We start from the raw sequence: 19,863 nt of genomic DNA, 5'->3' as shown, positions 1-19,863 counted from the left end.
CCAGCCCTCCCCGATTGGTCGTTGAACTAATGAATGACGATTTCCTCACCCGTCCGTTGACCGCCAGCAGGAAGCCCCGGCAGCGCGCCGTCCTGCGCATCGCCGCCGCCGTGTTGCTCGCCATCACCGGAATCCAGGCCGTGATCTGGCTGCTCATCGCCGTGCTCGGCGGGCACCTGGTCGAGCCCTGGTGGCTCTGGACGACGGGCGCGGGAGCCGCCCTCGTCGGTGCCTTGTCGCTGGTGACCGGCGGCCGTGACGGGTCCCTGCCGAGCAACGGGGAGACGCGATGAATCCGCCGGTCCAGCTCAGGGATGTCGCCAAGCGGTACAGCGGAGCCGGCGGGGTGACCGCGCTCGCCGGGGTCACGGTCGACTTTCCGGAAGGCAGCTTCACTGCGGTCATGGGCCCGTCGGGCTCGGGCAAGAGCACGCTCCTGCACTGCGCCGCCGGGCTGGACGAGCCCAGCTCAGGGACGGTCACGCTCGTCGGCGTCCCGCTCGCGGGCAAGGACGAGACCGCACTGACCCGGCTCCGGCGCGAGCACGTCGCATTCGTGTTCCAGTCCTACAACCTGATGCCGGCGCTGACCGTCTGGCAGAACGTCACCCTGCCCGCGCGGCTCGCCGGGCACCGTCCGGACAGGAATTGGACACGGCAGGTGATCGAGCGGGTCGGCCTGGGCGACCGGGTGCGGCACCGGCCCGGCCAACTGTCCGGTGGCCAGCAGCAGCGGGTCGCCATCGCCCGCGCGCTGGCGACCCGGGCGGCCGTCACGTTCGCGGACGAGCCGACCGGCGCGTTGGACACCGCCACCGCGCGGGAGGTCCTGCTCCTCCTGCAGCAACTCGCCCACGCGGGCCAGACGGTCGTCATGGTGACGCACGACCCGGTGGCCGCCTCGTACGCCGACAACGCGTTGTTCCTCGTGGACGGGCAGATCGTCGAGCTGCTGCCGAATCCGGCCGCGGACGTCGTGGCCGATCGGCTCGCCGGGCTCGCCCAGCGGACGCCGTCCCGGGCCGCGGATTCGGAGGTACGGCGATGATCCGGCTCGCACTCACGACGCTCCGGTTCCGCGCGGGCGCGTCGGCGGCGATGTTGGTCGCGGTGCTCATCGGCACCGCGTTGCTGGTCGCGTCCGGCGGGCTGTTCGAGACGGCGATCCGGCTCAACGCCGACGCACAGCGGCTGGGCGGCGCGCCGATCGTCGTCACCGGCCCGGCCGGGTTCAAGCTGCCCGGACAGGGCGGGCAGCGCGCCGCCTACGCCGAGCGGAGCCGCGTCGATCCCGCGGTCGCCGCGCGGCTGGCCGGGACGCCCGGCGTCGCCGCCGCCGTCCCGGACGTCTCATTCGCGGCGGTCCCCGTGGTGGACGGACGCCCTGCCGGGGACGCCGTCCTCGCCGGGCACGACTGGGCCTCCGCCTCGCTCACCCCGTACGCGCTGCGCGGCGGCGCCGAGCCGAGCGGACCGGGCCAGGTCGTCGTGGACGCCGCGACGGCCCGGCGCCTGTCGGTACGCCTCGGTGGCCGGATACGGATCGCGGTGGCCGGTGTCCCGGAGACGTTCACCGTGACCGGCGTGGCCGTGCCCGCCCGGCACGTCGACGCCCCGGCGTACTTCTTCTCCGGCGCGGACGTCCGGCGCTTCCTTCCGCAGGGCGCGCAGGCCGACGCGATCGGGATCCGGCTCCGGCCCGGCGTACGGGTCGACGACGTGGCCGCGGCGGTGTCCGCGAGGCTGCCGTCCGAGCTGAAGGTCCGCACCGGGAGCGACCGGGGAGCGGCCGAGTTCACCGGCATCGACGGGGCCCGGCTGCCGCTGATCCTGCTGGCGGCCATCTTCGGCGGCATGGTGCTGGTGGTCATGGCGCTGGTGGTGTCCGCGACGATCAGCCTGTCGGTCCGGCAGCGGCGCCGGGAGCTGGCGCTGCTGCGTGCGAGCGGCGCGACGCCGCGCCAGGTGCACCGGATGGTGGTGGCCGAAACGATGATCGTCGCGGTCCTCGCCGTCGTGGCCGGGCTCGCGCTCGGCCGTCAGGCGGGCGACTGGATCTTCGCCGCGACGACCGGCCAGGGCGCCATCCCGGCGGCTCTGGACTTCCAGTCGGGGATCCTCCCGCCGGCCGCCGCCGCGCTCGCCGCGCTGCTGTCCGCCGGGATCGCCGCCGGGTTCGCCGCCCGTCCGGCCGCCCGCACCCGGCCGATCCAGGCGATCGCGGAGGCGGCCCTGCCGCCGGTCGCGGTGACCCCGATCCGCCGTCTGCTCGCCGCCGTCTTCGCGGCCGGGACCGTCGCGCTCGCCGTGACCACCATTTTCATGGGCCCGGAGACGGCGTCGGCGGTCGGCGGGCCCGCGGTTCTCACCGGCTCCATCGCGGTCGCCCTCTTCGGCCCGGAGCTGCTGCACCTGCTGGCCGGTCGGACGGCCGACCTCGTCGAACGCGTGGGTGGGTACCTCGGCGCCCTGGCCGCCATCAACCTGCGGGCCCGCGCGGGCCAGTTCGCGGCCGTGCTCACGCCGGTCACCCTGGGCGTGGCGATCGCCCTCGGCAACGTGTACTCCGCGACCACGACCCAGCACGCCGCCGAGGACGGGTACCTCCACCAGTTCAAGGCCGACGTCGTGGTCACGTCCTCGGTGGGCGGCGTCGCCCCCGCGCTGGTCGACCGGATCAGCCGGACGGACGGCGTCGCCGCCGCGTCCGCGTTGGTCACCAGCCACGGCTGGATCGAGCAGCCCTACGACGGCAAAGGCACCGACCCGTCGACGCTGTTCGGCGTCGGCAGCCAGGACACGGAGCCCGTCCTCACCGCGCCCGTCGCGTCGGGGACGATGCGGAACTTCACCGGCGACGTGGCGGCACTGCCCGAGCCCACCGCACGGCGGCTCCACATCAGCGTGGGCCGGCAGATCGTCATGCGGCTCGGGGACGGCGCCCGGACGCCGGTCAGGGTCGTGGCCCTGCTGCGCGACTCGTCCGACTACGCGGGTGTCGTACTGCCCGTCGGCCTGCTGGCCGCTCACACCACCGCGGCGCTGCCGACCCACGTCCTGGTCCGCGCGGAACCGGGGCACGACGCTTCAAGCGTGCGGAAGGCCGTCCAGGCCCAGGTCGGCGCGTGGCCCGGCGTCACCGTGGGCGACGACGGCGTGCTCGCCTCCACGGTCGAGCAGGGGCTCGACATCCAGTCCTGGATCAACTACCTGATCGCCTTCCTGGCCATCGCCTACGCGGCCATCGCCGCGATCAACACGCTGGCCGTGGCCGTTCTGTCCCGGCGCCGGGAACTCGCGGCGCAGCGCCTCGCGGGCGCCACCCGCCGCCAGGTGCGCGGGATGCTCCTCATCGAGAGCACGGTGCTGGCCGGGATCAGCCTCGTCCTCGGCACGGTGATCGCGGGATTCACCGTGCTGCCGATGGCGATCGCGTCCGGGTCGCTCCTGCCGTCCGGCCCGGTCGGCGTCTTCCTGGGCGTGACCGCCGCCGTGTTCCTGATCGTCGTCCCGGTGACGGCGCTGGCCGCGCGTACCGTGCTGCGCCCGAGGGCCGTCGACGTCATCGCGTCAGGGGCGGCCTGAGCCGTACGATCACCGGCTCAACCCGACCCCGGCCGCACGACGAGGCCGGGGTCGTCGGGTGCGGCGGCGATGAGGCCGGCGTACGGCGCCGGTGCCGCCGTGGCCACGGTCTCACTATCCGCGGGCACCGCTCTCGCCGCTCGGCGGTGAAGGACGATCCCTTTAGTCGCGCCCAGGCCAAAGGCCCCTCGCGATCTCGCGGGGGGCCTTTGTAGGTGGCGGCACATGCCGAAGATCACGCCGGGACGATGTAGAGGTGGCTCATCGCCGACCGGTGGGTCGAGGAGGAACCGCGTCGGTCGGGCAGGCCGACGGCCGTGCCCTGCACCGCGCCGGTCTCGCCGCGTAGCCAGTCCACCCGTACGTAGGCGTTGAAGACCGGGGCGCAGCCCGGTGCCTTCGACACCGCGAAGTGCGGGGTGTTCAACGGCACCACGGCGTGGTGCACCCAGTACGGGATCGTCTTGGTGACGCTCGTCGAGGAGCTCGTGTGGCAGAGCTTCGTGCCCGCCGCGTTCCACTGGTTGACGATCAACGTGAACCGGGCGGTGGAGGAACCGGACTTGTTGCACGCGCCGGTGCGGTGGCACACCTGGTAGTCCACGTCGCCGAAGGCGCTGAGTTCGTGCAGGCCGGCCGGCGCAGTGGTGATCGGCAGCGAGGGCTGCCGTACGGTCCGGTGGCTCGAGTCCACCGGCAGGTCGCCGTAGGGCATCTCATAGTCGAGCGGCTTGCCCTTCGCCGCGTTGGTGACCGACGTGTCGGCGAACCGCAGTGAACCGCCCGCGAGCTGCACCGATGACGTCTGCTTGTAAAGCGAGGCGACCCTCGCGTACGTCGTGCAGGTGGCCGTCGTGGCCACGCCGGGGTGCAGTAGGAACCTGGTGACGATCCAGTTGTCTTCCCACTGCGGGTTCTTACCCGTGCCCGCGTAGACGTTCTGGCCCATCACCATGTTCTTACTGCCGCCGGGCCACGTACAACGCAGTTCGTTGTCCACCAGCGTTCGCACGGTGGCCGCGTTCGCGTGCAGCGACGAGACCACGTACGCGGTCTGCTTCGCGGTCATCGCCAGCCGTACGGTGCCGAGCGCCACGACGTTATGGTCGATCCCCGATTTCGGCGGCGGCGGGGCGGTGACCCGCTTCGCTTTGAACGTGACCGACGAGGAGGCGGCGGAAGCCGAGACCGGAGGGCAGTGGTCGGTGCACTTCTCACTGGCCTTCACCGGCGTGTCCACCGGAGTCTTCGAACTTTCCGGAGCCGGAGCCGGAGTCGCGGTGCCGGTGGGAGACGAAGCGGCGTTCACCGCGCCTTCTTTGCAACCGGTCAGGAAGATGCCCAGTGTCACCAGTGCGACCGCACCGAAGGTGGCTGTCTTCGTCGACAAAAGACTCTCCTCAATCCGTTGTCCATGCTCCTGTGATCGTCCCACTCGTGGGACGCGGCGGGAGCCGGAAAAGTTCACGGATCGAAGACGGGCGCCTACCAATTGTGGCGTACGGACGCGCGCTAAGAGTTGAGGGCCAGCGTGGCGAGGTGGCGGGCTATGCCGTTGGTGTCGGTGTCCTGCACGTTGCTGAGCACGACCACCTCGATGTCGTCGTCGAGAAGGTACATGTTGCTCGCGGAATAACCCTGGAGAAGACCCGGGTGGTATCTGAGCCGGTGCCCTTCCAGCCGGTCGACGAGCCAGCCGAAGGCGTACGCGCTCGACGGCAGGTTGAGGCAGCCGCCGGACGGGCACGGCGCCTGGGGCGTGAACGCCTCCTTGACGATGGCGGGTGGCGCGACCAGGTACGCGCCGAACGACCGGTCCCAGTTGACGAGGTCATCGGTGTTGGAGAAGACGCCGGTCGCGGAGAACGCCTCGGAGCCGTTGGTGGGCGGGGCGGGCGACCCGAGCGTGAAGTAGCCCTTCGCGTACCCGGGCGGCGGATTCCCCCGGCTGTAGCCGGTGTTCGGAAGGTCCAGCGGGCCGGCGATCAGGTCGTGCAGGACCGCGCCGTACGGCTTGTGCGTCACCGACTCGATGATCGCGCCGGCCAGGATGAAGCCGGAGTTGGTGTACTTCCAGCCGGTGCCGGGCGGGAAGTCCAGTGGCAGGTTGATGAACCGCTGGATGATCTCCTGGGTGGTGGTCGGTTGCGAGAGCATGGCGTAGAAGCCGGGCAGGTTCTGGATATCGGGGATGCCCGAGGTGTGCGTGACGGTCTCGCGGACCGTCATGGTCCGCCACGCCTCAGGGCAGGCCTTGATGAACCTCGGAATGAGATACGGGCAGACCGGGTCGTCCAGGTGAATCCTGCAGCCGAGCAGCCTCAGTATGAGCGTCGCGGTGAACTGCTTGGTGACCGAGGCGAGCCGGAAGATCGTGTCCGGCCGGAGCGGAATGTGGGCCGCCTCGTCGGCCTCGCCGGAGGCGAAACGCGCCAGCACCTGTCCGCGCCGAACCACCTGTACCGATCCGGTGAATCCGTGCGCGGCCAGATTCTGCAAATACGCCTGCATCGCCGCGGCGGTCGGATCACCCGGCGGCGCCGGTGAGGTGGGCGGCGGTGGGGAGGCGACGAAGAGGTCGTCTTTGCAGCGATGCACTTCACTGACGCTTGTATTGAAGTTCCGGTTCCGGATTCTGGCGTGATGACGGTTCTGATCGATGTTGCGGCTGTTCGAACGACCGCTGTCGGGTCCACAGCAACCACCGTCGGAAACGCCTTCTCCCGCTGTGGCCACTGCCGCAACGGTCCGAACAGCGGGGCATGCGGCGAGAACGACACTTGCGACGAGAGCCGAGCCGGACACGGCGATCGCCATGCTGTTCGGAAATCTCATGGGGCAACCGCCTCGGCCGAGATAGTCAAAGAGAAGGCGTGATCCGCTAGCGTCGTCCCCTTGGTCAACTCCCGCGAAACCGCGAGATGTGAGGCTTGGCGGCGAGCCGACGCTCTCGACGCAGGCTTTTTAAGCAAGCGTAAATTACAAGCATCTGCGCACTTGGACGCGGAAAGTCCTATTGCGATGATGTTCCAACGGTCGGGCTGCGGCGTTCCATGAAAACGACGTCGCGCCATCGGCCGTGATGTCGTCCGATGTGGTGGCGGGTACCGATCGTGCGGAATCCGGCTTTGGCGTGCAGGTGGAGGCTGGCGGTGTTCTCGGGGAAGATCCCGGATTGGATGGTCCAGACACCGGCCGTCTCAGTGGAGCCGATCAGCGCGTCGAGCAGGGCGGCGGCGATGCCCCGGCCGCGTGTGTCGGGGTGGACGTAGATGGAGTGTTCGACGACCCCGGCGTAGACGCACCGGCTGGAGACCGCGGTGGCGGCCACCCAGCCGAGGAGCCGGCCGCCGGCGATCTCGACGGCGACGTGCCGGTGGAGCGGGAGTTTCGCGGCGTCGAACGCGTCCCAGGCGGGAGCGGTGGTTTCGAAGCTGGCGTGGCCGGTGTCCAGGCCGGCCTGGTAGATCGCCAGGACCTGGTCGGCGTCGCCGGCGCGCATGGGGCGGATCGTGACGCCCGCCGGGGCGGCGGGCTTGGTGGCCTGGATGATCGCGGAGGTCAGTCCGGCCGCGACTCGGTGCGTGCGCGTCACCGTCGCGGTGGTGAAGCCGGCCGCCAGGAGCTGGTCGCGGTACTGGTCGCCGGTCACGGTGCCGGAGACGCATCCGACCTCGCGTTCAGCCGCCGCCCGTTCCGAGGCGTCCAGCCCTTCGTCGCTGATGATGTCGGTCACGCCGAGACGTCCGCCTGGTCTGAGGACGCGGAAGGCTTCGGCCAGGACGCGGGGTTTGTCGGCGGACAGGTTGATGACGCAGTTGGAGATGACCACGTCGACCGATCCGTCCGGCAGGGGGATGTCCTCGATGTGGCCGGCCAGGAATTCGGCGTTGTCGATGCCGGCTTGAGCGGTGTTGGCGCGGGCGAGGACGAGCATGTCGGAGCTGGCGTCCAGGCCGTAGACCTTGCCGGTCGGGCCGGTGCGCCGGGCGGAGAGGATGACGTCCAGGCCGCCGCCCGAGCCGAGGTCGAGGACGGTTTCTCCAGGGATGATGTCCGCGACGGCGAGCGGGTTGCCGCATCCCAGGCTCGCGCGGGCCGCGCCGGGCGGGACCGGTTCGTCGGCGGCGTACGAGGCCGCGCCGAGGCAGTCGCCTTGCTCGTCGCCGCGCATGGCTTGGCGGGCGAGGCCGGAGTAGCGGTCGACGACCTCGGCGCGTTGCCGGTCGATGTCGTCACGGGTCGCGTCGGTCATCGCGATTCACCTGTCTCGCACGTCGAGGCGTCGGGTTGTACGGGGACCGGGCTTCCCATGACGACGTCCGCGGCCGTCGGGAAGCAGCTCACGCAGTTCTGGTTGATCCGGTAGTAGCGGGCGGTCCCGCGCTGGTCGACCAGGACGAACCGGACCTCGGCCAGGACCTTGAGATGGGCGGAGACGGTGGACTGTCCCACGTCGACCGCGTCCACGATCTGTCCCACGGTCATCGGCTCACCCCGGCGCGCGAGGAGCGAGACGATCTGGATCCGCGTGGCATCGGCCAGCGCTTTGAACCACGTCGCGTACTCCGCTGCGGTCGCCCGATTCAGTGCCTCATCCATCGTTAATCGACGATAAGCGATTAAGTCTCGCCTGTACAGCGCACGGGGACGAGTTCGGTGAGGAGGGCCTTTACGCGGGCGTCGATCTCGTCGCGGATGAGGCGTACCTCATTGACGGTCTTGCCGGCGGGGTCGTCGAGTTGCCAGTCGAGGTAGCGCTTGCCGGGGAGAACGGGGCAGGCGTCGCCGCAGCCCATGGTGATGACGACGTCGGCGGCCTGGACCGCTTCGGCGGTCAGTGGCTTGGGGAACTCCTTGGTGAGGTCGAGGCCGAGTTCGTCCATGACGGCGATGACGGCGGGGTTGATGGTGTCGGCGGGAGCGGAGCCCGCGGAGCGTACGAGGACGCGCCCGGCGGCGTGGTGGTCCATTAGCGCGGCGGCCATCTGGGAGCGGCCGGCGTTGTGGACGCAGACGAACAGCACCTCGGGAAGGTCGGGCACCAGGACTCCTTCAGTGGTCACGCCGGAACCAGCCCGGTGGCCTGCCGGGGCCCGAGAATCGCCGACAGCCGCTGCAGCGCCTGCGGGTTGATCCAGTAGTAGACCCAGGTGCCCCGGCGTTCGGAGTCGATCAGTCCGGCCTGTTTGAGGACCTTCAGGTGATGGCTGATCGTCGGAGCGGTCAGTTCGAAAGCACTGGTCAGATCGCACACACATGCCTCGCCGCCCTCGTGGCAAGCGATGAGAGACAGCAGCCGCAGACGTACCGGGTCGCCGATCGCCTTGAACAGCGGGGCCAGCTCGTCCGCCTCCGCGGCGTTCAACGGCTCGCGCGCCAGCGGCGCGCAGCACGCGCCCTCGGACACGTCCACGACCGGCAGCTCCTGTTTAGACATGCCTCTAATTTGACATATATCTAAGCAGCGGCGCAAACTGACGCCGCTCCACTGATTCGAAGTTCGTCTAAGCAGGAGGTCGACGGTGGCTCGTTCGACCGTCCTGGCCCACCGCCCCTGAGGGAATCACCGCCGCCGTACACCGAAAGGAACGCCCCATGTCACGTGTTCAGCTCGCTCTGCGGGTCGCCGACCTGGAAGGATCCGTCACCTTCTACTCCAAGCTGTTCGGCGTCGAGCCCGCCAAGCGCCGTCCGGGCTACGCGAACTTCGCCATCGCCGAGCCGCCGCTGAAGCTCGTTCTGATCGAAGGCGAGGCCGGAGAGGCGACGCGGATGGATCATCTGGGCGTCGAGGTCGAGGACGCCGAGCTGGTGACCGCCGCCACCCAGCGTCTGAAGGACGCCGGCCTGGCCACCTTCGAGGAGAACGACACCTCCTGCTGCTATGCCCTCCAGGACAAGGTCTGGGTCCACGGCCCCGGCCGGGAGCCCTGGGAGGTCTACACGGTCAAGGGCGACGCCGACACCTTGGAGAAGGCGGCGGTGCCCGTCGACGCCGCATCCGGCGGCTGCTGCTGACAGGCGAAGGGGGCGTGAGTGTGGCGACCTGTGGCGACTCGCGCCCTCCAGCCCGGCGCCGGTCGGCCGGAGAGATCCGCTAGTATGTTCGAATTGTGCGTGATGTGGGATGGTTCGCGCCGGTCGTCCGCATCAAGGGCCGCGGCCGGTACGCCTTCCTCCTGGCCTGGAGACTCGACAAGCACGGCAAGTGGCACGGACATGTCGCATGGCTCGTTCGTGAGCAGGTCCTGTGGAAGGGCGTCGACGTCTGGATGCGAGCAGAAGACCTCGAACAGGTCCAGGGGCAGGACTACCGCCGGGTCCCCCGCAGGTTCGACGATGACGTCCCCTTCTGAGACCAAGCCGCGACCAGTTCACCGCGAAGTGTCAGACATTCGACGGGTGGGGCTGGCTCTACCTCACGTAGAGGGCTGACTCCAGTGTGCCTGTGGTGACGCGTCACTAGCTTCGCCAGCATGAGGATTTCCAAGCCCGCGGCCGCCATCGTCGTCGGATCCGCACTGGTGTGCCTGGCGCTGCCCATCGCACCGGCCGCCGCGGTGCCCGTCGCATCATCGGTCCCGCCGCCGTCTCGGTCGACGTTGGTGCAACAGGCGGGCAGGGTCGTCGCGGCCGGTGTGCCGGGCGTCAACATCGAGACGCGCGATGAGCGTGGCGTCCAGTCCGTCGTGGCCGGTGTGGGGAATCTCCGCACCAGCGAACCGCCGCGGCCCTCCGGCCCGTTCCGTATCGGCAGCGTCACCAAGTCGTTCACGGCGACCCTCGTGCTCGGTCTCGTAGCGGAGGGCCGGATCGACCTCGATGCCCCGATCGACCGCTACCTCCCGGGGGTGCTGCCGTACTCCGAGCCGATCACCGTCCGTCAGTTGCTGCAGCACCGAAGCGGTCTGTTCGACTACGGGAGCGTCCTGTGGGCGAATCCGGAGCTCGTCGCCCGGTCGCGATACCGGGACTACGCCCCGGCCGATCTCGTGCGCATCGCCACGCGGAAGCCGCTGCAGTTCACCCCCGGCAGTCGGTTCCTGTACTCCAATACCGACTACGTCATGCTCGGCATGCTCGTGGAGAAGGTCACCGGCGACGGTTACGCACACGAGCTGTCCCGGCGCGTGCTGGCCCCGGCCGGGTTGCGGCACACCTACCTCGCCGGACACGATCTGCGTCTGCGGCAGCCGTCCGCACGCGGGTACGAGGCTGTGCGTTCTTCGACCCGGTTGACGGATCTGACCGCCTACAACATGTCCGTCGCGTGGGCGAGCGGCGACATCGTGTCCACCACCCACGACCTGAACCTCTTCTACTCGGCCCTGCTCGGCGGGCGACTGGTGCCGCCCACCCTGCTGCGCCAGATGCAGCGGTCCGAACCCGCCTTCCCCGGCTTCGAGTACGGTCTGGGCCTCGGGCACACCGAGATGTGCGGCCGGCAGGTCTGGGGCCACGTCGGAGGCGTGCCCGGGTACGGCACCTACAGCTTCACCAGCCCGCAGAGCGCACGCCAGATCACCATCTCGGTCAACCGCAGCCTCACGCTGAGCCCGGCCGCCGAAGACGAGATCAACGCGCTCATCGCCGATGAGTTCTGCGGCGACCCGGCCGAGCGATGAGGCCTCCGCCGGGCCGCCGGCGCGAGACTCGCTCAAGGCGCTCGACTGGACAGTCACACAAGTGTCGGAATACATCACTGAATACGGGGGATCCCTCGGTCGCACCGGCACAGCGCAGCCAAGGAGTGAGTGTGATGGGGTTGTTCGCCCGTTCGAAGCGAAGAGGCCGCACGAATCACAAGCCGACCTGGCGGGAGCGCCGTGCCGCCGAGCGGACCGCCCGGGCCGAGGCCCGGCTGCGGGAGACCGAGACGAAGATCCACGAGATGGCGGACGAGGTCCGATCCGACCTCCACCGATCCGCCTGAACGACCGCCGTACGATCCCAGCCGACGGCTACGGCGTCGGCTGGGTCTTCGTCGCGTTGAGGACGGCGTCGGTCTGGGCCTGGACGCAGCCGGTGGCGAACTCCAGCGCGCTCTCGTCTTCTTCGTAGCGGCGTTTCGCCTCTTCTTCGCAGTCGGTCACCGCGGGGTCCGCGTGGGCCGTGCCGTACCGGTAGCCGCTCCTCTCCGGGTCCTGGCCGGGGCCGGCGTGCGACAACAGACTCCGCCCCGCTATCAAGACGACGACGGCACCGAACAGCACGGCGACGACGATGGTCAGGTTGCGCCACAGCGGGCTCTCCGGCGATCGGGGCGCCGGCGGCACGCCGGGCGCCTCGGCGACGCGGCTGGGGACCTGTTCCCGCGACCGTACGATCGCCCTGCGGCGGAGGCGCCTACTTCCGGGCAATGGAACGGCTCCGTACTGCGGGAAAGTCACCTGTAACGAAACGCCGGGTGCCGACACGGTAGGGGTGACCGCGGCGCCGGCCGGCGACCCGCTCGACGCGTCGATCATCGTCAGGGCGCTCCTCGACCAAGGAGAGCCACTGACATGAAGACCCATCCGACCGACGACACGGTCCGCGGGGTCGCCCGCGTCCACGACGATGAACTGCGGTGGCTCGCCCGCAGGCCAGCCGCCCGCGCCCTGCTCGACGACATCACCGCGCTGCCGTCCGGCCCACCGGCACGGCCGGGCCGAGCGCGTGGGCACGCGAGCCGCCGGCCGCTGATCGTGAGCGCCGTGGCGTACGTCGTCGAAGGACGCCGCGCACGGCCTGGCGGGCATGACGGTGGCCCGGGCGGAGGCCGCGCTCGCCCGGAAGGGTCTGCGCGTGGGGAGGTACAACGTGTACTGGCCGCAGTGGGGCACCTCCCTGCCGCGCACGCGCATCCCTTCGCGCTGGAAGGTGAGCGGCGACGGCGCCGACCCGTACTCTCCCGGCACCGTGCTGCTGCCGATCGATGCCCAGGGCCCGATGCCGCCCGACGTGGTGGCCGAGATGAGACACGAGGCCACGGCGAGCCCGACCGTCACCCCGACCTCCTCGCCCTGACGACCTGGTGCGGTCGCCGGCCGGGATCGGCGTCTACGCTCAGCACGACAGGCGACAGAATCGGGGGTCACTCATGCTTACGGCCGTCGCCACCGGCGTCGATGAGCCGCTCACTCTTACCGAGCGCGAGGTGCCCGAACCCGGGCAGGGCGAGGTGCTGGTCAAGATCACCGCGTGCGGAATCTGCTACACGGACCTGGACCTGCTCCAGGGCGAGTGGCCCATCGCCCGGTTTCCGGTCGTTCCCGGGCACGAGATCACCGGCGTGGTGGCCGCCACCGGTCCCGGCGTGTCGTGGCCGGAGGTCGGTGTCTCCGTCGGTGCGCAGTTCCTCGGCGACTCCTGCCGCCACTGCGACTACTGCGTACGCGGGGAGCAGATCCTCTGTCCCCAGAAGCGCATCACCGGCATCGTCATGGACGGCGGTTACGCCGAATACGCCGTCCTCAAGGCCGACTTCGTGACCCCGCTGCCGGCGGGGCTCGACCCTGTCGCCGCGGCGCCGCTGATGTGCGCGGGCCTGACCGCCTTCAACAGCCTGCGGCAGGCCGGGGCCACCGCCACCTCGCGCGTCGCGGTCATCGGCGCCGGTGGGGTGGGCGCGCTGGCGGTCCGCTACGCCGTCGCCATGGGGGCTCGCGTGGCGGTCATCGGCCGGTCGCGCCGGGGCGAGGCGGCGGCCAGGGAGATGGGCGCCGAGCAGTTCATCGCCACCCAGGACGCCGACCCGGCCGAGGCCCTCAGGGCCTGGGATGGCGGCGCGAACGTGATCCTCAACGCCTCCCCGTCCACCTCGGCCGCCGCGGCGACGCTCACCGGCCTGGCGCCCGACGGCACGCTCGTGCTGTGCGGATACGGTCCCGAGCCGCTGACCCTGCCCACCCAGCCGATGGTCCTCAACCGGCTGCACGCCATGATCAACCCGTCCGGCTCCCCGCACGACGCGCGCGACACCCTCGCGTTCTCGGCGGCGCACGGCATCCTGCCCGAGTCCACCCCGATCGGGCTGCGCGACGCCAACGGGGTGCTCGACGCCATGGCCAAGGGCCAGTCCGGCAAGCGGTCGGTCATCACCTTCGGCTGACCGCCGCCGGCGGCTCAGTGGTAGAGCTGGTACTCGTCCAGGTAACGCGACCAGAGGCCGTCCGCCTCCGAGAAGGGCGCCGGATCCCAGCGCTGCGTGTCCGCACGTACGACGTTCTCGGCCTGCTCCCAGTCGTCCGGCGACGGCAGTTCCGCACGCCGCGTCGGCGCCTCCGCCATCACCTTGTACAGCACATAGGCAAGCGAGGACAGATCGCTGTTGATGAGCTCATAGCCGGCGTCCCGGTCGGGATCGCTATGCCAGATCGTGCCGTCGTCCAGGCTGACGAAGGCGCGCCCGGTCCTCATCCAGCCGAGCTGCTGCAGCCGCGCCTTCGGGGTGTCGACCGGCTGCGGCACGTCGTCCCGTTCGGTGACGCAGTCGTCGGGGATCTCCGGGTCAGGGTCGATCAGGGAGGCGAACGGCCGGAACAGCCCATCGGCGTGGCAGACCCCCACACTCCGTGGCGAACCGCAGGTCCACGGAATCGTGCCTACAGACATCCATGTGTATTAATCGACGAGATGTCCTCGTCTGTGCTCACCCGCCACGTTAGGTTCGGCCTGTGGGCGAATTGGACGGGCGGCTGCTGGCGGGCCGGTACCAGCTCGTGGAGCACATCGGGCAGGGCGGGATGGGGGTCGTCTGGCGGGCGTTCGACACCGGCCTGGACCGCGAGGTCGCGGTCAAGGAACTGCGGCTCCCCGAGTGGATCGACGAAGGGGAGCGCGCCCGCTGGTACGCCCGGATGGGCCGGGAGGCGCGCGCCGCCGCCCGGTTGAAGCACCCGGGGATCGTGACCGTCTATGACCGGGTGGTCGGTGAGGACGGCCGCCCGTGGATCGTGATGGAGCTCATCCACGGCATGTCCCTGGCCGATGAGCTGAAGCGGCGCGGCCGGTTGCCGGAGCCGCGTGTGGCCGACATCGGTCTGCGGCTGCTGGAGGCGGTGTCGGTCGCCCACGCCAACGGGATCGTCCACCGTGACATCAAGCCCGCCAACGTGCTGTTCGAAGGGGATCGGGTCGTGCTGACCGATTTCGGTATCGCCGCGCTCGACGGCGACACCACCCTCACCCACACCGGCGCGGTCCTGGGCACGCCCGCCTACATGTCACCCGAGCAGGTGGACGGCAGCCCCGTCCCCCAGTCCGACCTGTGGTCGTTGGGTGCGACGCTGTACGACGCCGTCGAGGGGCACCCGCCGTTCACCGGCTCCACGCACGGCGCGGTCTTCGCGGCCATCGCCACCCGGGACCCCATTCCGCCCGTCCACGCCGGTCGCCTCGCGCCCGTACTGACCGCCCTTCTTCGCAAGAACCCGTCCGAACGGCTCAGCGCGGAACAGACGCGCGACCTCCTTGCCCCGCTCGCACGCTCGGAGTCACCGGAAAGGTCCGAGCGAACCCAGAGTCCGGCCAGCGGGGGCGCCGGAACCGGTACCCGAGCGTATTCGGAAGTCAACTCCGCCAATGGCGAGAAAGACGAGGAGGTCCCCCTCGTTGTCCGCATCTCCCCGGACGCTCGCAAGGTCGCGGCCGAATTCGAGGTGAATCTGGCTGCCATCCGGGGTACCGGCGCCGGTGGAGCGATCCGCAAGCAGGACGTCATCGCCGCCATCAAGAAGAATCACGGCGCCTACGCCACCAAAGCGGCGCGCGAACTCGCGGCCGAACGCGGTCTCGACCTCGCCAAGGTCCCCGGCACCGGCAGAGACGGACTCATCCTCGTACAGGACGTCAGGGGCACCGCTCCGGGCCGGGCGAACGCTGCGCGGACCTCGCCTACGAACTACTCGGGGATATGGGCCCTGGCCGGGGTCGCGGTGCTCGCTGTCATCCTGGGGCTCGTCTACCACCAGAAGTACGGCCACGCGGCGTGGGACGGCGTGGTGACCGCCAACACGTGCGTGTACCAGGCCACCAAGAACTACGGCATCGTCGGCATCAAGAAAGAGGGCTGGTACCGCGAGCCGTGCTCCCGGCCGTGGGGACCGGGCACCGCGTACACCGTCCACGGAATAGTCAGCGGGGAAGCCGATGACGCGGTCGAGCTCTGCGACACGCTCACGAAGAACTTCCCCAGCCACACCTTCGCCCTCTTCCCCGGGAAGGGCAGCGGTGCCCAGACCGGCAACGTGAGGACGTCGACACTCATCCTGTGCCTCGTGCCGCTGCACTGACCGTGTCTTTCGCCGCACTCGGAGGGCCGAACCAGCGGCGCAGCGCCGCCTCCAGATCGGATTCGCCGGTCCAGACCACATAGCCGTCGGGGCGGACGAGCTGCGGCTTCGTTCCCTCGCGGGTCTCGACGCGGCCGGCCCAGCCCGCGGGCAGTGACGCGCCGACGAGCACGGGGCGGCCGTCGGGCGCGGCCGGGACGTCGGTGGCGCGGCCGGTGGTGCCCGGGTAGGCGATGCCGATGCCCGACAGTTCCAACGCGACGGCGCGGTGGGCCTCGGGGACGGCGAGCAGCTCGGTGACGACCGCCCGCACGGCCGCGGCGTCGGGGTCGGGCACGCCGAGCACCCCCTGTGCCCGGGTGCTGACCAGCACGCGGGCCGCGATCGGATGACGCTCGTCGTGGTAGCCGTCGAGCAACCCCTCGGGGGCGTGCCCGCGGATGTGCGCGGCCAGTTTCCAGCCGAGGTTCACCGCGTCCTGGAGGCCCAGGTTGAGTCCCTGGCCGCCGATCGGCAGGTGGATGTGCGCGGCGTCGCCGGCGAACAGCACCCGGCCGTGGCGGTACCGCTCCAGCTGCCGCGCCGCGTCGCCGAACCGCGAGGCCCACAGCACCTCGCCCACCTTGATCTCCGGCCCGTGCGCGTCGGTCAGTGCCCGCTGCAGCTCGTCGGCCGTGACGGGAGCGTCGCGGCCGAGCCGCTGCTGCTCCTCGCCGCCGACGATCGCGCGGTGGCGCCCGCCGGACAGCGGCAGCAGGAACCCCGACCCGGTCGACGGGAGCTGCCAGTCGTCGGCGAGCCCGGCGGGCTTCCCGGCGAGCGTGAGGTCGGCGACGACCAGCGAGATCCGCGCCGGCATGCCGGGGAACGCCGCCCCCAGCAGCGTCCGTACCGTGCTGTGCCCGCCGTCGGCCGCGACGAGCCACCCCGCCCGGTGGCGGCGCCCGCCCGCGGTGACGGTGACGCCCTCGGCGTCCTGCTCCACGGCGGTGACGGCCGCGCCGCGCAGCACCGGCCTGCGCAGGCGTGCCTCGATCGCCGCGGCCACGTGCGCCTGCTCGACGCCGAGCTGGTACGGGAAGGGTGTCGGCAGGTCGGTGTAGTCGATCGGGATGCCCGAGAAGTGCCCCGCGGGCAGCCGCGCCTCGACGTACGGCTCGATCGCCGCGAGCAGGCCGCGATCGGCCAGCACCTCGACCGACCGGGGCTGCAGGGCGAGCGCCTTCGACTGCGTGGTCGGCCGGACGTCGCGTTCGAGGATCAGCACGTCGAGCCCGGCGCGCTCCAGCTCGTACGCGGCCAGCAGGCCGGTCGGGCCGGCGCCCGCCACCAGGACGTCAGGCATCGAGGTCCTCCTTGCGGATGTACCAGACGTGCCAGGCGATCAGGCACGCCAGCGAGGCGAACCACACCGCGGTGGTCACCCCGGAGATGAGGTCGATCGGCAGCGTGTAGACGAGCACCAGGTGCACCACCGCGCTGGCCACCAGCGCGGCGCCCCAGACGGCCGTGTTGACGCGCAGCCCGCGCCGGAACCGGGCGTCGGTGTCCCAGCGGGCCGCCCACGCGGCCGCGCCCTCCGCGCCGCGCTTGACCTCGGCGATCGTACGGCCCAGCGTCAGCTGGGCGGGCCGGCCGACGACGACCGAGACCAGCATCCACGCGCCGAACAGGCCGCCCAGCGCCGCGGTCCACCCCTCCCGGATCGCGAGGGTGCGCGGGTTGTCCGACAGCAGGCCGAGCACCACGGAGAGCACCAGGACGCTCAACGTGACGAAGGCGATGAGGTCGAGCCGGCGGTCACGTACGACGGTCCACACCACGTACGGAGCGGCCACCAGGACGCCGGCCATCAGCGCCCACCACTGGCTCACGCCCGCGGCGCGCAGGCCGTAGAACAGCACCATCGGCACGACCACCTCGAACAGGACGGTCATCACGTTGGCGCGGATCACCCGGCGCAGACCCATGTCGGGTGCGGGCCTTTCGTCGATCATCATGCGGATCCCTCCTGGGAATCGGCTGCGGTCGCCCGCACGTAGAGTTCGGCGAGCTCGCGGCCGAGGCGGGCGAGCTCAGTGGGTTCGGGCGCGGTGGCGGCCGCGGTGCTGACGACGGCGTCGAGGCCGCTGGTGAGGGCGATCGCCACCGTCCGCGTGTCGAAGGGGCGGAAGACGCCCGCCGCCTGCCCGGTGCGGAAGTGCTCCTCGAACAGCGCGAGACGTCCGTTGACGGAGGCGCTCTGCGCGGCGCCGTTCTTCACGATGTCGATCAGTGCCCGGACGTCGGCGGGGTGCTCGCCGACCAGTGCGACGTTCGCCTCGACGTAGGCACGCAGCTGTGCGACGTGGCCTTCGGCGGCGTCGACGCGCGGCCCCATGAACGCCTCGGTGACCTTCTCGATCTGGGCGACGCACGCGGTGAGCAGGTCGTCCTTGCCGGCGAAGTGGTAGCTGATCATGCCGGTGCTCGACAGGCCGGCGTGCTTGGCGATCCGGCTGAAGGACGCCTTGGCGAAGCCGACCTCGGCGATCACCTCGATCGCCGCGGTCACGATCTGGGCGCGTCTGCCCGACTCGGTGAACGTTCTTGCTCGCATGAGCAAAACTTAGCTCACTCAAGCAAGATCGGCAAGCCGTACCGCCCGGACTGCGCTCTATCTGCCCGGCGTACCGTTCGCGTCGGCCGGCGGCTCGTCCTCAGTAGCCGAGTGAGCGTGCGAGGTCCGTCATTCGGTCGCACATCTCGTCGTGCAGGCCCCACGAGGGGTCGAAGACGACCGGTCCGGGCGCCGGGATCGGACGCAGGGCCGGGGAGCGGAGAAACTTCGGGTCACCGCCGAGGAGATCGTCCGAACGCCCGGTCCCGGCGAACCGCCAGTTCTCCGTGAGCAGCATCCGATCGACGATGTGCGGATCGCCGTCCAGCCTCAGCCAGGCCAGGATCCGCGGCAGCCAGACCCTGGGTTCGGTGAGCAGGTCCTCGGCCCGGACCCGCATCCACTGCTCGGAGGGCAAGGACGCCAGCGCCGCCATGATCCGCTGATGCGACAGGTACCAGAAGGCGGCGGCCTCGGCGATGAGCGCCTTCTCCGAGCGGAACCGCCCGGCCGGGCGCCAGTGCTCATGCAGGGACCGCTGGGTCGTCACCGGATGTCGTACGAGATGGAGGAAGCGCGCACGCGGATAGGCCGCCATGCACCGGGCGAGGATCGCGTCGTCGCTGGAGGTGTCCGGCGACTTCTCCAGGCTGACGCGGGGCCGCGCGAGATCGATGAGGTGGTCCATCAGACGCGTGGTCGGCCAATCGGCGCGGTCGGCGAGCCATTCCCGTGCGCGTGCGACCGCGTCGCCGTCCTGACTGCCCTCGTGCAGGGCGGCGACGGCGCGCCAGAGCCCGCTCTGCCGCAGCGGGAAACGCGCCCACCCCGTGCCCTCGCGGAGCAGTTCACCGACGGTCGCGGCGTTGAAGACCAGCGTCTCCGGAAAGCCGTAGACGTCGGGATGACCCGACAGCAGGGCCACGGCGACGGTCGAGTAGCTGCGCGCCGGAGCGAGGAGGAAGACCGGCTCGGCTCCCGTCATGGGGTTTCTCCATCGCCGACGACGTTCACGGGGAGCGCGAAGGGGTCTTCCGGCAGGAAACAGCCATAATCCTGCAACGGTCGCGGATCGTCGAGCACGATGTGCTCCAGCTCGCCCGCCGGGGACAGGCCGTCCAGACGGTCGAGCACGCGTTCGCCCGGACGCGGCCCGCCGTACCCCACCATCGTGGGGGCCGCGTCCGGCACGAGCCGGCCGAAGCGGTCCAGCAGAGCGTGCACGGCGTCGAAGACATCGGAGATCTCTTCGACGGCGGAATCCTCGGGCAGCCCGTTCAGTTCGCGGAACGCTTCGCGGGCCGAAGCCAGGAAGCGCTCGGGATCGACGATCACAACGTCTCGCCGCGTTCGGATACTGATCGTCATGCCCGCCGCCGGCACCCTCTGCTCATCCACTCC

General features: G+C 70.5%; 23 protein-coding genes. 10 read left to right on the top strand and 13 right to left on the bottom strand.

All coding sequences use genetic code 11. The features are described 5' to 3' along the window. Positions 1–29 precede the first annotated feature (29 nt). Genes ACQEV1_RS51970 through ACQEV1_RS51960 form a run of 3 tightly spaced genes read left to right on the top strand, consistent with a single transcriptional unit; the run spans position 30 to position 3,585 of the window. The gene (locus ACQEV1_RS51970; RefSeq protein WP_433405672.1) at positions 30–293 is read left to right on the top strand and encodes a hypothetical protein; all 264 of its coding nucleotides are present in this window, start codon (positions 30–32) and stop codon (positions 291–293) included. Continuing rightward, entirely contained in the window at positions 290–1,048 is a 759-nt protein-coding gene (locus tag ACQEV1_RS51965; RefSeq protein ID WP_433405670.1) for an ABC transporter ATP-binding protein, read from the top strand. The genes ACQEV1_RS51970 and ACQEV1_RS51965 overlap by 4 nt, the downstream gene beginning before the upstream one ends. After that, complete coding sequence (locus ACQEV1_RS51960) at positions 1,045–3,585, top strand: FtsX-like permease family protein (RefSeq protein ID WP_433405668.1); 2,541 nt, start codon at positions 1,045–1,047, stop codon at positions 3,583–3,585. The genes ACQEV1_RS51965 and ACQEV1_RS51960 overlap by 4 nt, the downstream gene beginning before the upstream one ends. A gap of 235 nt (positions 3,586–3,820) precedes the next feature. Here ACQEV1_RS51960 and ACQEV1_RS51955 read toward each other — a convergent pair whose 3' ends face one another. The 6 genes from ACQEV1_RS51955 to ACQEV1_RS51930 all read right to left on the bottom strand — a co-directional run bounded on the left by ACQEV1_RS51955 (position 3,821) and on the right by ACQEV1_RS51930 (position 9,025). Further along, positions 3,821–4,975 carry a hypothetical protein gene (locus tag ACQEV1_RS51955; RefSeq protein ID WP_433405666.1) on the bottom strand — a complete coding sequence of 385 codons (1,155 nt, stop codon included), beginning with the start codon at positions 4,973–4,975 and terminating at the stop codon, positions 3,821–3,823. A gap of 122 nt (positions 4,976–5,097) precedes the next feature. Beyond that, entirely contained in the window at positions 5,098–6,183 is a 1,086-nt protein-coding gene (locus ACQEV1_RS51950; RefSeq protein WP_285629393.1) for a serine hydrolase domain-containing protein, read from the bottom strand. 415 nt (positions 6,184–6,598) lie between these two features. Further along, positions 6,599–7,840 carry a GNAT family N-acetyltransferase gene (locus tag ACQEV1_RS51945; RefSeq protein ID WP_433405664.1) on the bottom strand — a complete coding sequence of 414 codons (1,242 nt, stop codon included), beginning with the start codon at positions 7,838–7,840 and terminating at the stop codon, positions 6,599–6,601. After that, positions 7,837–8,187 (bottom strand): ArsR/SmtB family transcription factor, encoded by a 351-nt coding sequence (locus tag ACQEV1_RS51940; protein WP_433405662.1) that lies wholly within the window; start codon positions 8,185–8,187, stop codon positions 7,837–7,839. Before ACQEV1_RS51940 ends, ACQEV1_RS51945 begins: the two co-directional genes overlap by 4 nt. A gap of 20 nt (positions 8,188–8,207) precedes the next feature. Then, the gene (locus ACQEV1_RS51935) at positions 8,208–8,630 is read right to left on the bottom strand and encodes an arsenate reductase ArsC (RefSeq protein WP_433405660.1); all 423 of its coding nucleotides are present in this window, start codon (positions 8,628–8,630) and stop codon (positions 8,208–8,210) included. Between the two features lie 17 nt (positions 8,631–8,647). After that, positions 8,648–9,025, bottom strand: a complete 378-nt coding sequence (locus ACQEV1_RS51930; RefSeq protein WP_433405658.1) for an ArsR/SmtB family transcription factor — start codon at positions 9,023–9,025, stop codon at positions 8,648–8,650. A 158-nt stretch (positions 9,026–9,183) separates the two neighbouring features. Between ACQEV1_RS51930 and ACQEV1_RS51925 the strand changes: the two genes are divergently transcribed. The 4 genes from ACQEV1_RS51925 to ACQEV1_RS51910 all read left to right on the top strand — a co-directional run bounded on the left by ACQEV1_RS51925 (position 9,184) and on the right by ACQEV1_RS51910 (position 11,521). Next, on the top strand, positions 9,184–9,606 hold the full coding sequence (locus tag ACQEV1_RS51925; protein ID WP_285629398.1) for an ArsI/CadI family heavy metal resistance metalloenzyme: 423 nt from the start codon (positions 9,184–9,186) through the stop codon (positions 9,604–9,606). Between the two features lie 95 nt (positions 9,607–9,701). Beyond that, a complete protein-coding gene (locus tag ACQEV1_RS51920; protein ID WP_285581995.1) occupies positions 9,702–9,944 on the top strand; it encodes a hypothetical protein in 243 nt (80 codons plus the stop codon). Between the two features lie 120 nt (positions 9,945–10,064). Then, the gene (locus ACQEV1_RS51915) at positions 10,065–11,213 is read left to right on the top strand and encodes a serine hydrolase domain-containing protein (RefSeq protein ID WP_433405655.1); all 1,149 of its coding nucleotides are present in this window, start codon (positions 10,065–10,067) and stop codon (positions 11,211–11,213) included. 134 nt (positions 11,214–11,347) lie between these two features. After that, a complete protein-coding gene (locus ACQEV1_RS51910; protein ID WP_285581998.1) occupies positions 11,348–11,521 on the top strand; it encodes a hypothetical protein in 174 nt (57 codons plus the stop codon). Positions 11,522–11,549: 28 nt separating this feature from the next. Here the strand turns inward: ACQEV1_RS51910 and ACQEV1_RS51905 are convergent, their stop codons facing one another. Next, positions 11,550–11,948, bottom strand: a complete 399-nt coding sequence (locus ACQEV1_RS51905; protein WP_433405653.1) for a hypothetical protein — start codon at positions 11,946–11,948, stop codon at positions 11,550–11,552. Between the two features lie 379 nt (positions 11,949–12,327). Here ACQEV1_RS51905 and ACQEV1_RS51900 point away from each other — a divergent pair, with 379 nt between their 5' ends. Continuing rightward, positions 12,328–12,597 carry a hypothetical protein gene (locus tag ACQEV1_RS51900; protein WP_433405651.1) on the top strand — a complete coding sequence of 90 codons (270 nt, stop codon included), beginning with the start codon at positions 12,328–12,330 and terminating at the stop codon, positions 12,595–12,597. 73 nt (positions 12,598–12,670) lie between these two features. After that, positions 12,671–13,681 carry an alcohol dehydrogenase catalytic domain-containing protein gene (locus ACQEV1_RS51895; RefSeq protein WP_433405649.1) on the top strand — a complete coding sequence of 337 codons (1,011 nt, stop codon included), beginning with the start codon at positions 12,671–12,673 and terminating at the stop codon, positions 13,679–13,681. 14 nt (positions 13,682–13,695) lie between these two features. On the opposite strand, the gene ACQEV1_RS51890 is transcribed toward ACQEV1_RS51895, so the two are convergent. Next, positions 13,696–14,184 (bottom strand): SUKH-4 family immunity protein, encoded by a 489-nt coding sequence (locus ACQEV1_RS51890; protein ID WP_433405647.1) that lies wholly within the window; start codon positions 14,182–14,184, stop codon positions 13,696–13,698. Between the two features lie 62 nt (positions 14,185–14,246). Here ACQEV1_RS51890 and ACQEV1_RS51885 point away from each other — a divergent pair, with 62 nt between their 5' ends. Next, complete coding sequence (locus ACQEV1_RS51885; RefSeq protein WP_433405645.1) at positions 14,247–15,863, top strand: protein kinase domain-containing protein; 1,617 nt, start codon at positions 14,247–14,249, stop codon at positions 15,861–15,863. Here ACQEV1_RS51885 and ACQEV1_RS51880 read toward each other — a convergent pair. From ACQEV1_RS51880 to ACQEV1_RS51860, 5 genes are all read right to left on the bottom strand, one after another. Further along, the gene (locus tag ACQEV1_RS51880) at positions 15,835–17,208 is read right to left on the bottom strand and encodes an FAD-dependent oxidoreductase (protein WP_433405643.1); all 1,374 of its coding nucleotides are present in this window, start codon (positions 17,206–17,208) and stop codon (positions 15,835–15,837) included. The two genes, ACQEV1_RS51885 and ACQEV1_RS51880, sit on opposite strands and share 29 nt — an antisense overlap. Continuing rightward, on the bottom strand, positions 17,201–17,863 hold the full coding sequence (locus tag ACQEV1_RS51875) for a VC0807 family protein (protein ID WP_433405641.1): 663 nt from the start codon (positions 17,861–17,863) through the stop codon (positions 17,201–17,203). The genes ACQEV1_RS51880 and ACQEV1_RS51875 overlap by 8 nt, the downstream gene beginning before the upstream one ends. Continuing rightward, entirely contained in the window at positions 17,860–18,462 is a 603-nt protein-coding gene (locus ACQEV1_RS51870) for a TetR/AcrR family transcriptional regulator (RefSeq protein WP_285582011.1), read from the bottom strand. Before ACQEV1_RS51870 ends, ACQEV1_RS51875 begins: the two co-directional genes overlap by 4 nt. A gap of 100 nt (positions 18,463–18,562) precedes the next feature. Continuing rightward, positions 18,563–19,447 (bottom strand): sulfotransferase family protein, encoded by an 885-nt coding sequence (locus ACQEV1_RS51865; protein ID WP_433405639.1) that lies wholly within the window; start codon positions 19,445–19,447, stop codon positions 18,563–18,565. Next, on the bottom strand, positions 19,444–19,860 hold the full coding sequence (locus ACQEV1_RS51860; RefSeq protein ID WP_433405637.1) for a hypothetical protein: 417 nt from the start codon (positions 19,858–19,860) through the stop codon (positions 19,444–19,446). The genes ACQEV1_RS51865 and ACQEV1_RS51860 overlap by 4 nt, the downstream gene beginning before the upstream one ends. Positions 19,861–19,863 lie beyond the last annotated feature (3 nt).

Source organism: Actinoallomurus sp. CA-142502 (assembly GCF_050936355.1).
Classification (GTDB): Bacteria; Actinomycetota; Actinomycetes; order Streptosporangiales; family Streptosporangiaceae; genus Actinoallomurus; species Actinoallomurus iriomotensis.
The sequence above is the reverse complement of the archived record's forward strand: the minus strand, read 5'-3'. Positions and strand labels throughout refer to the sequence as shown.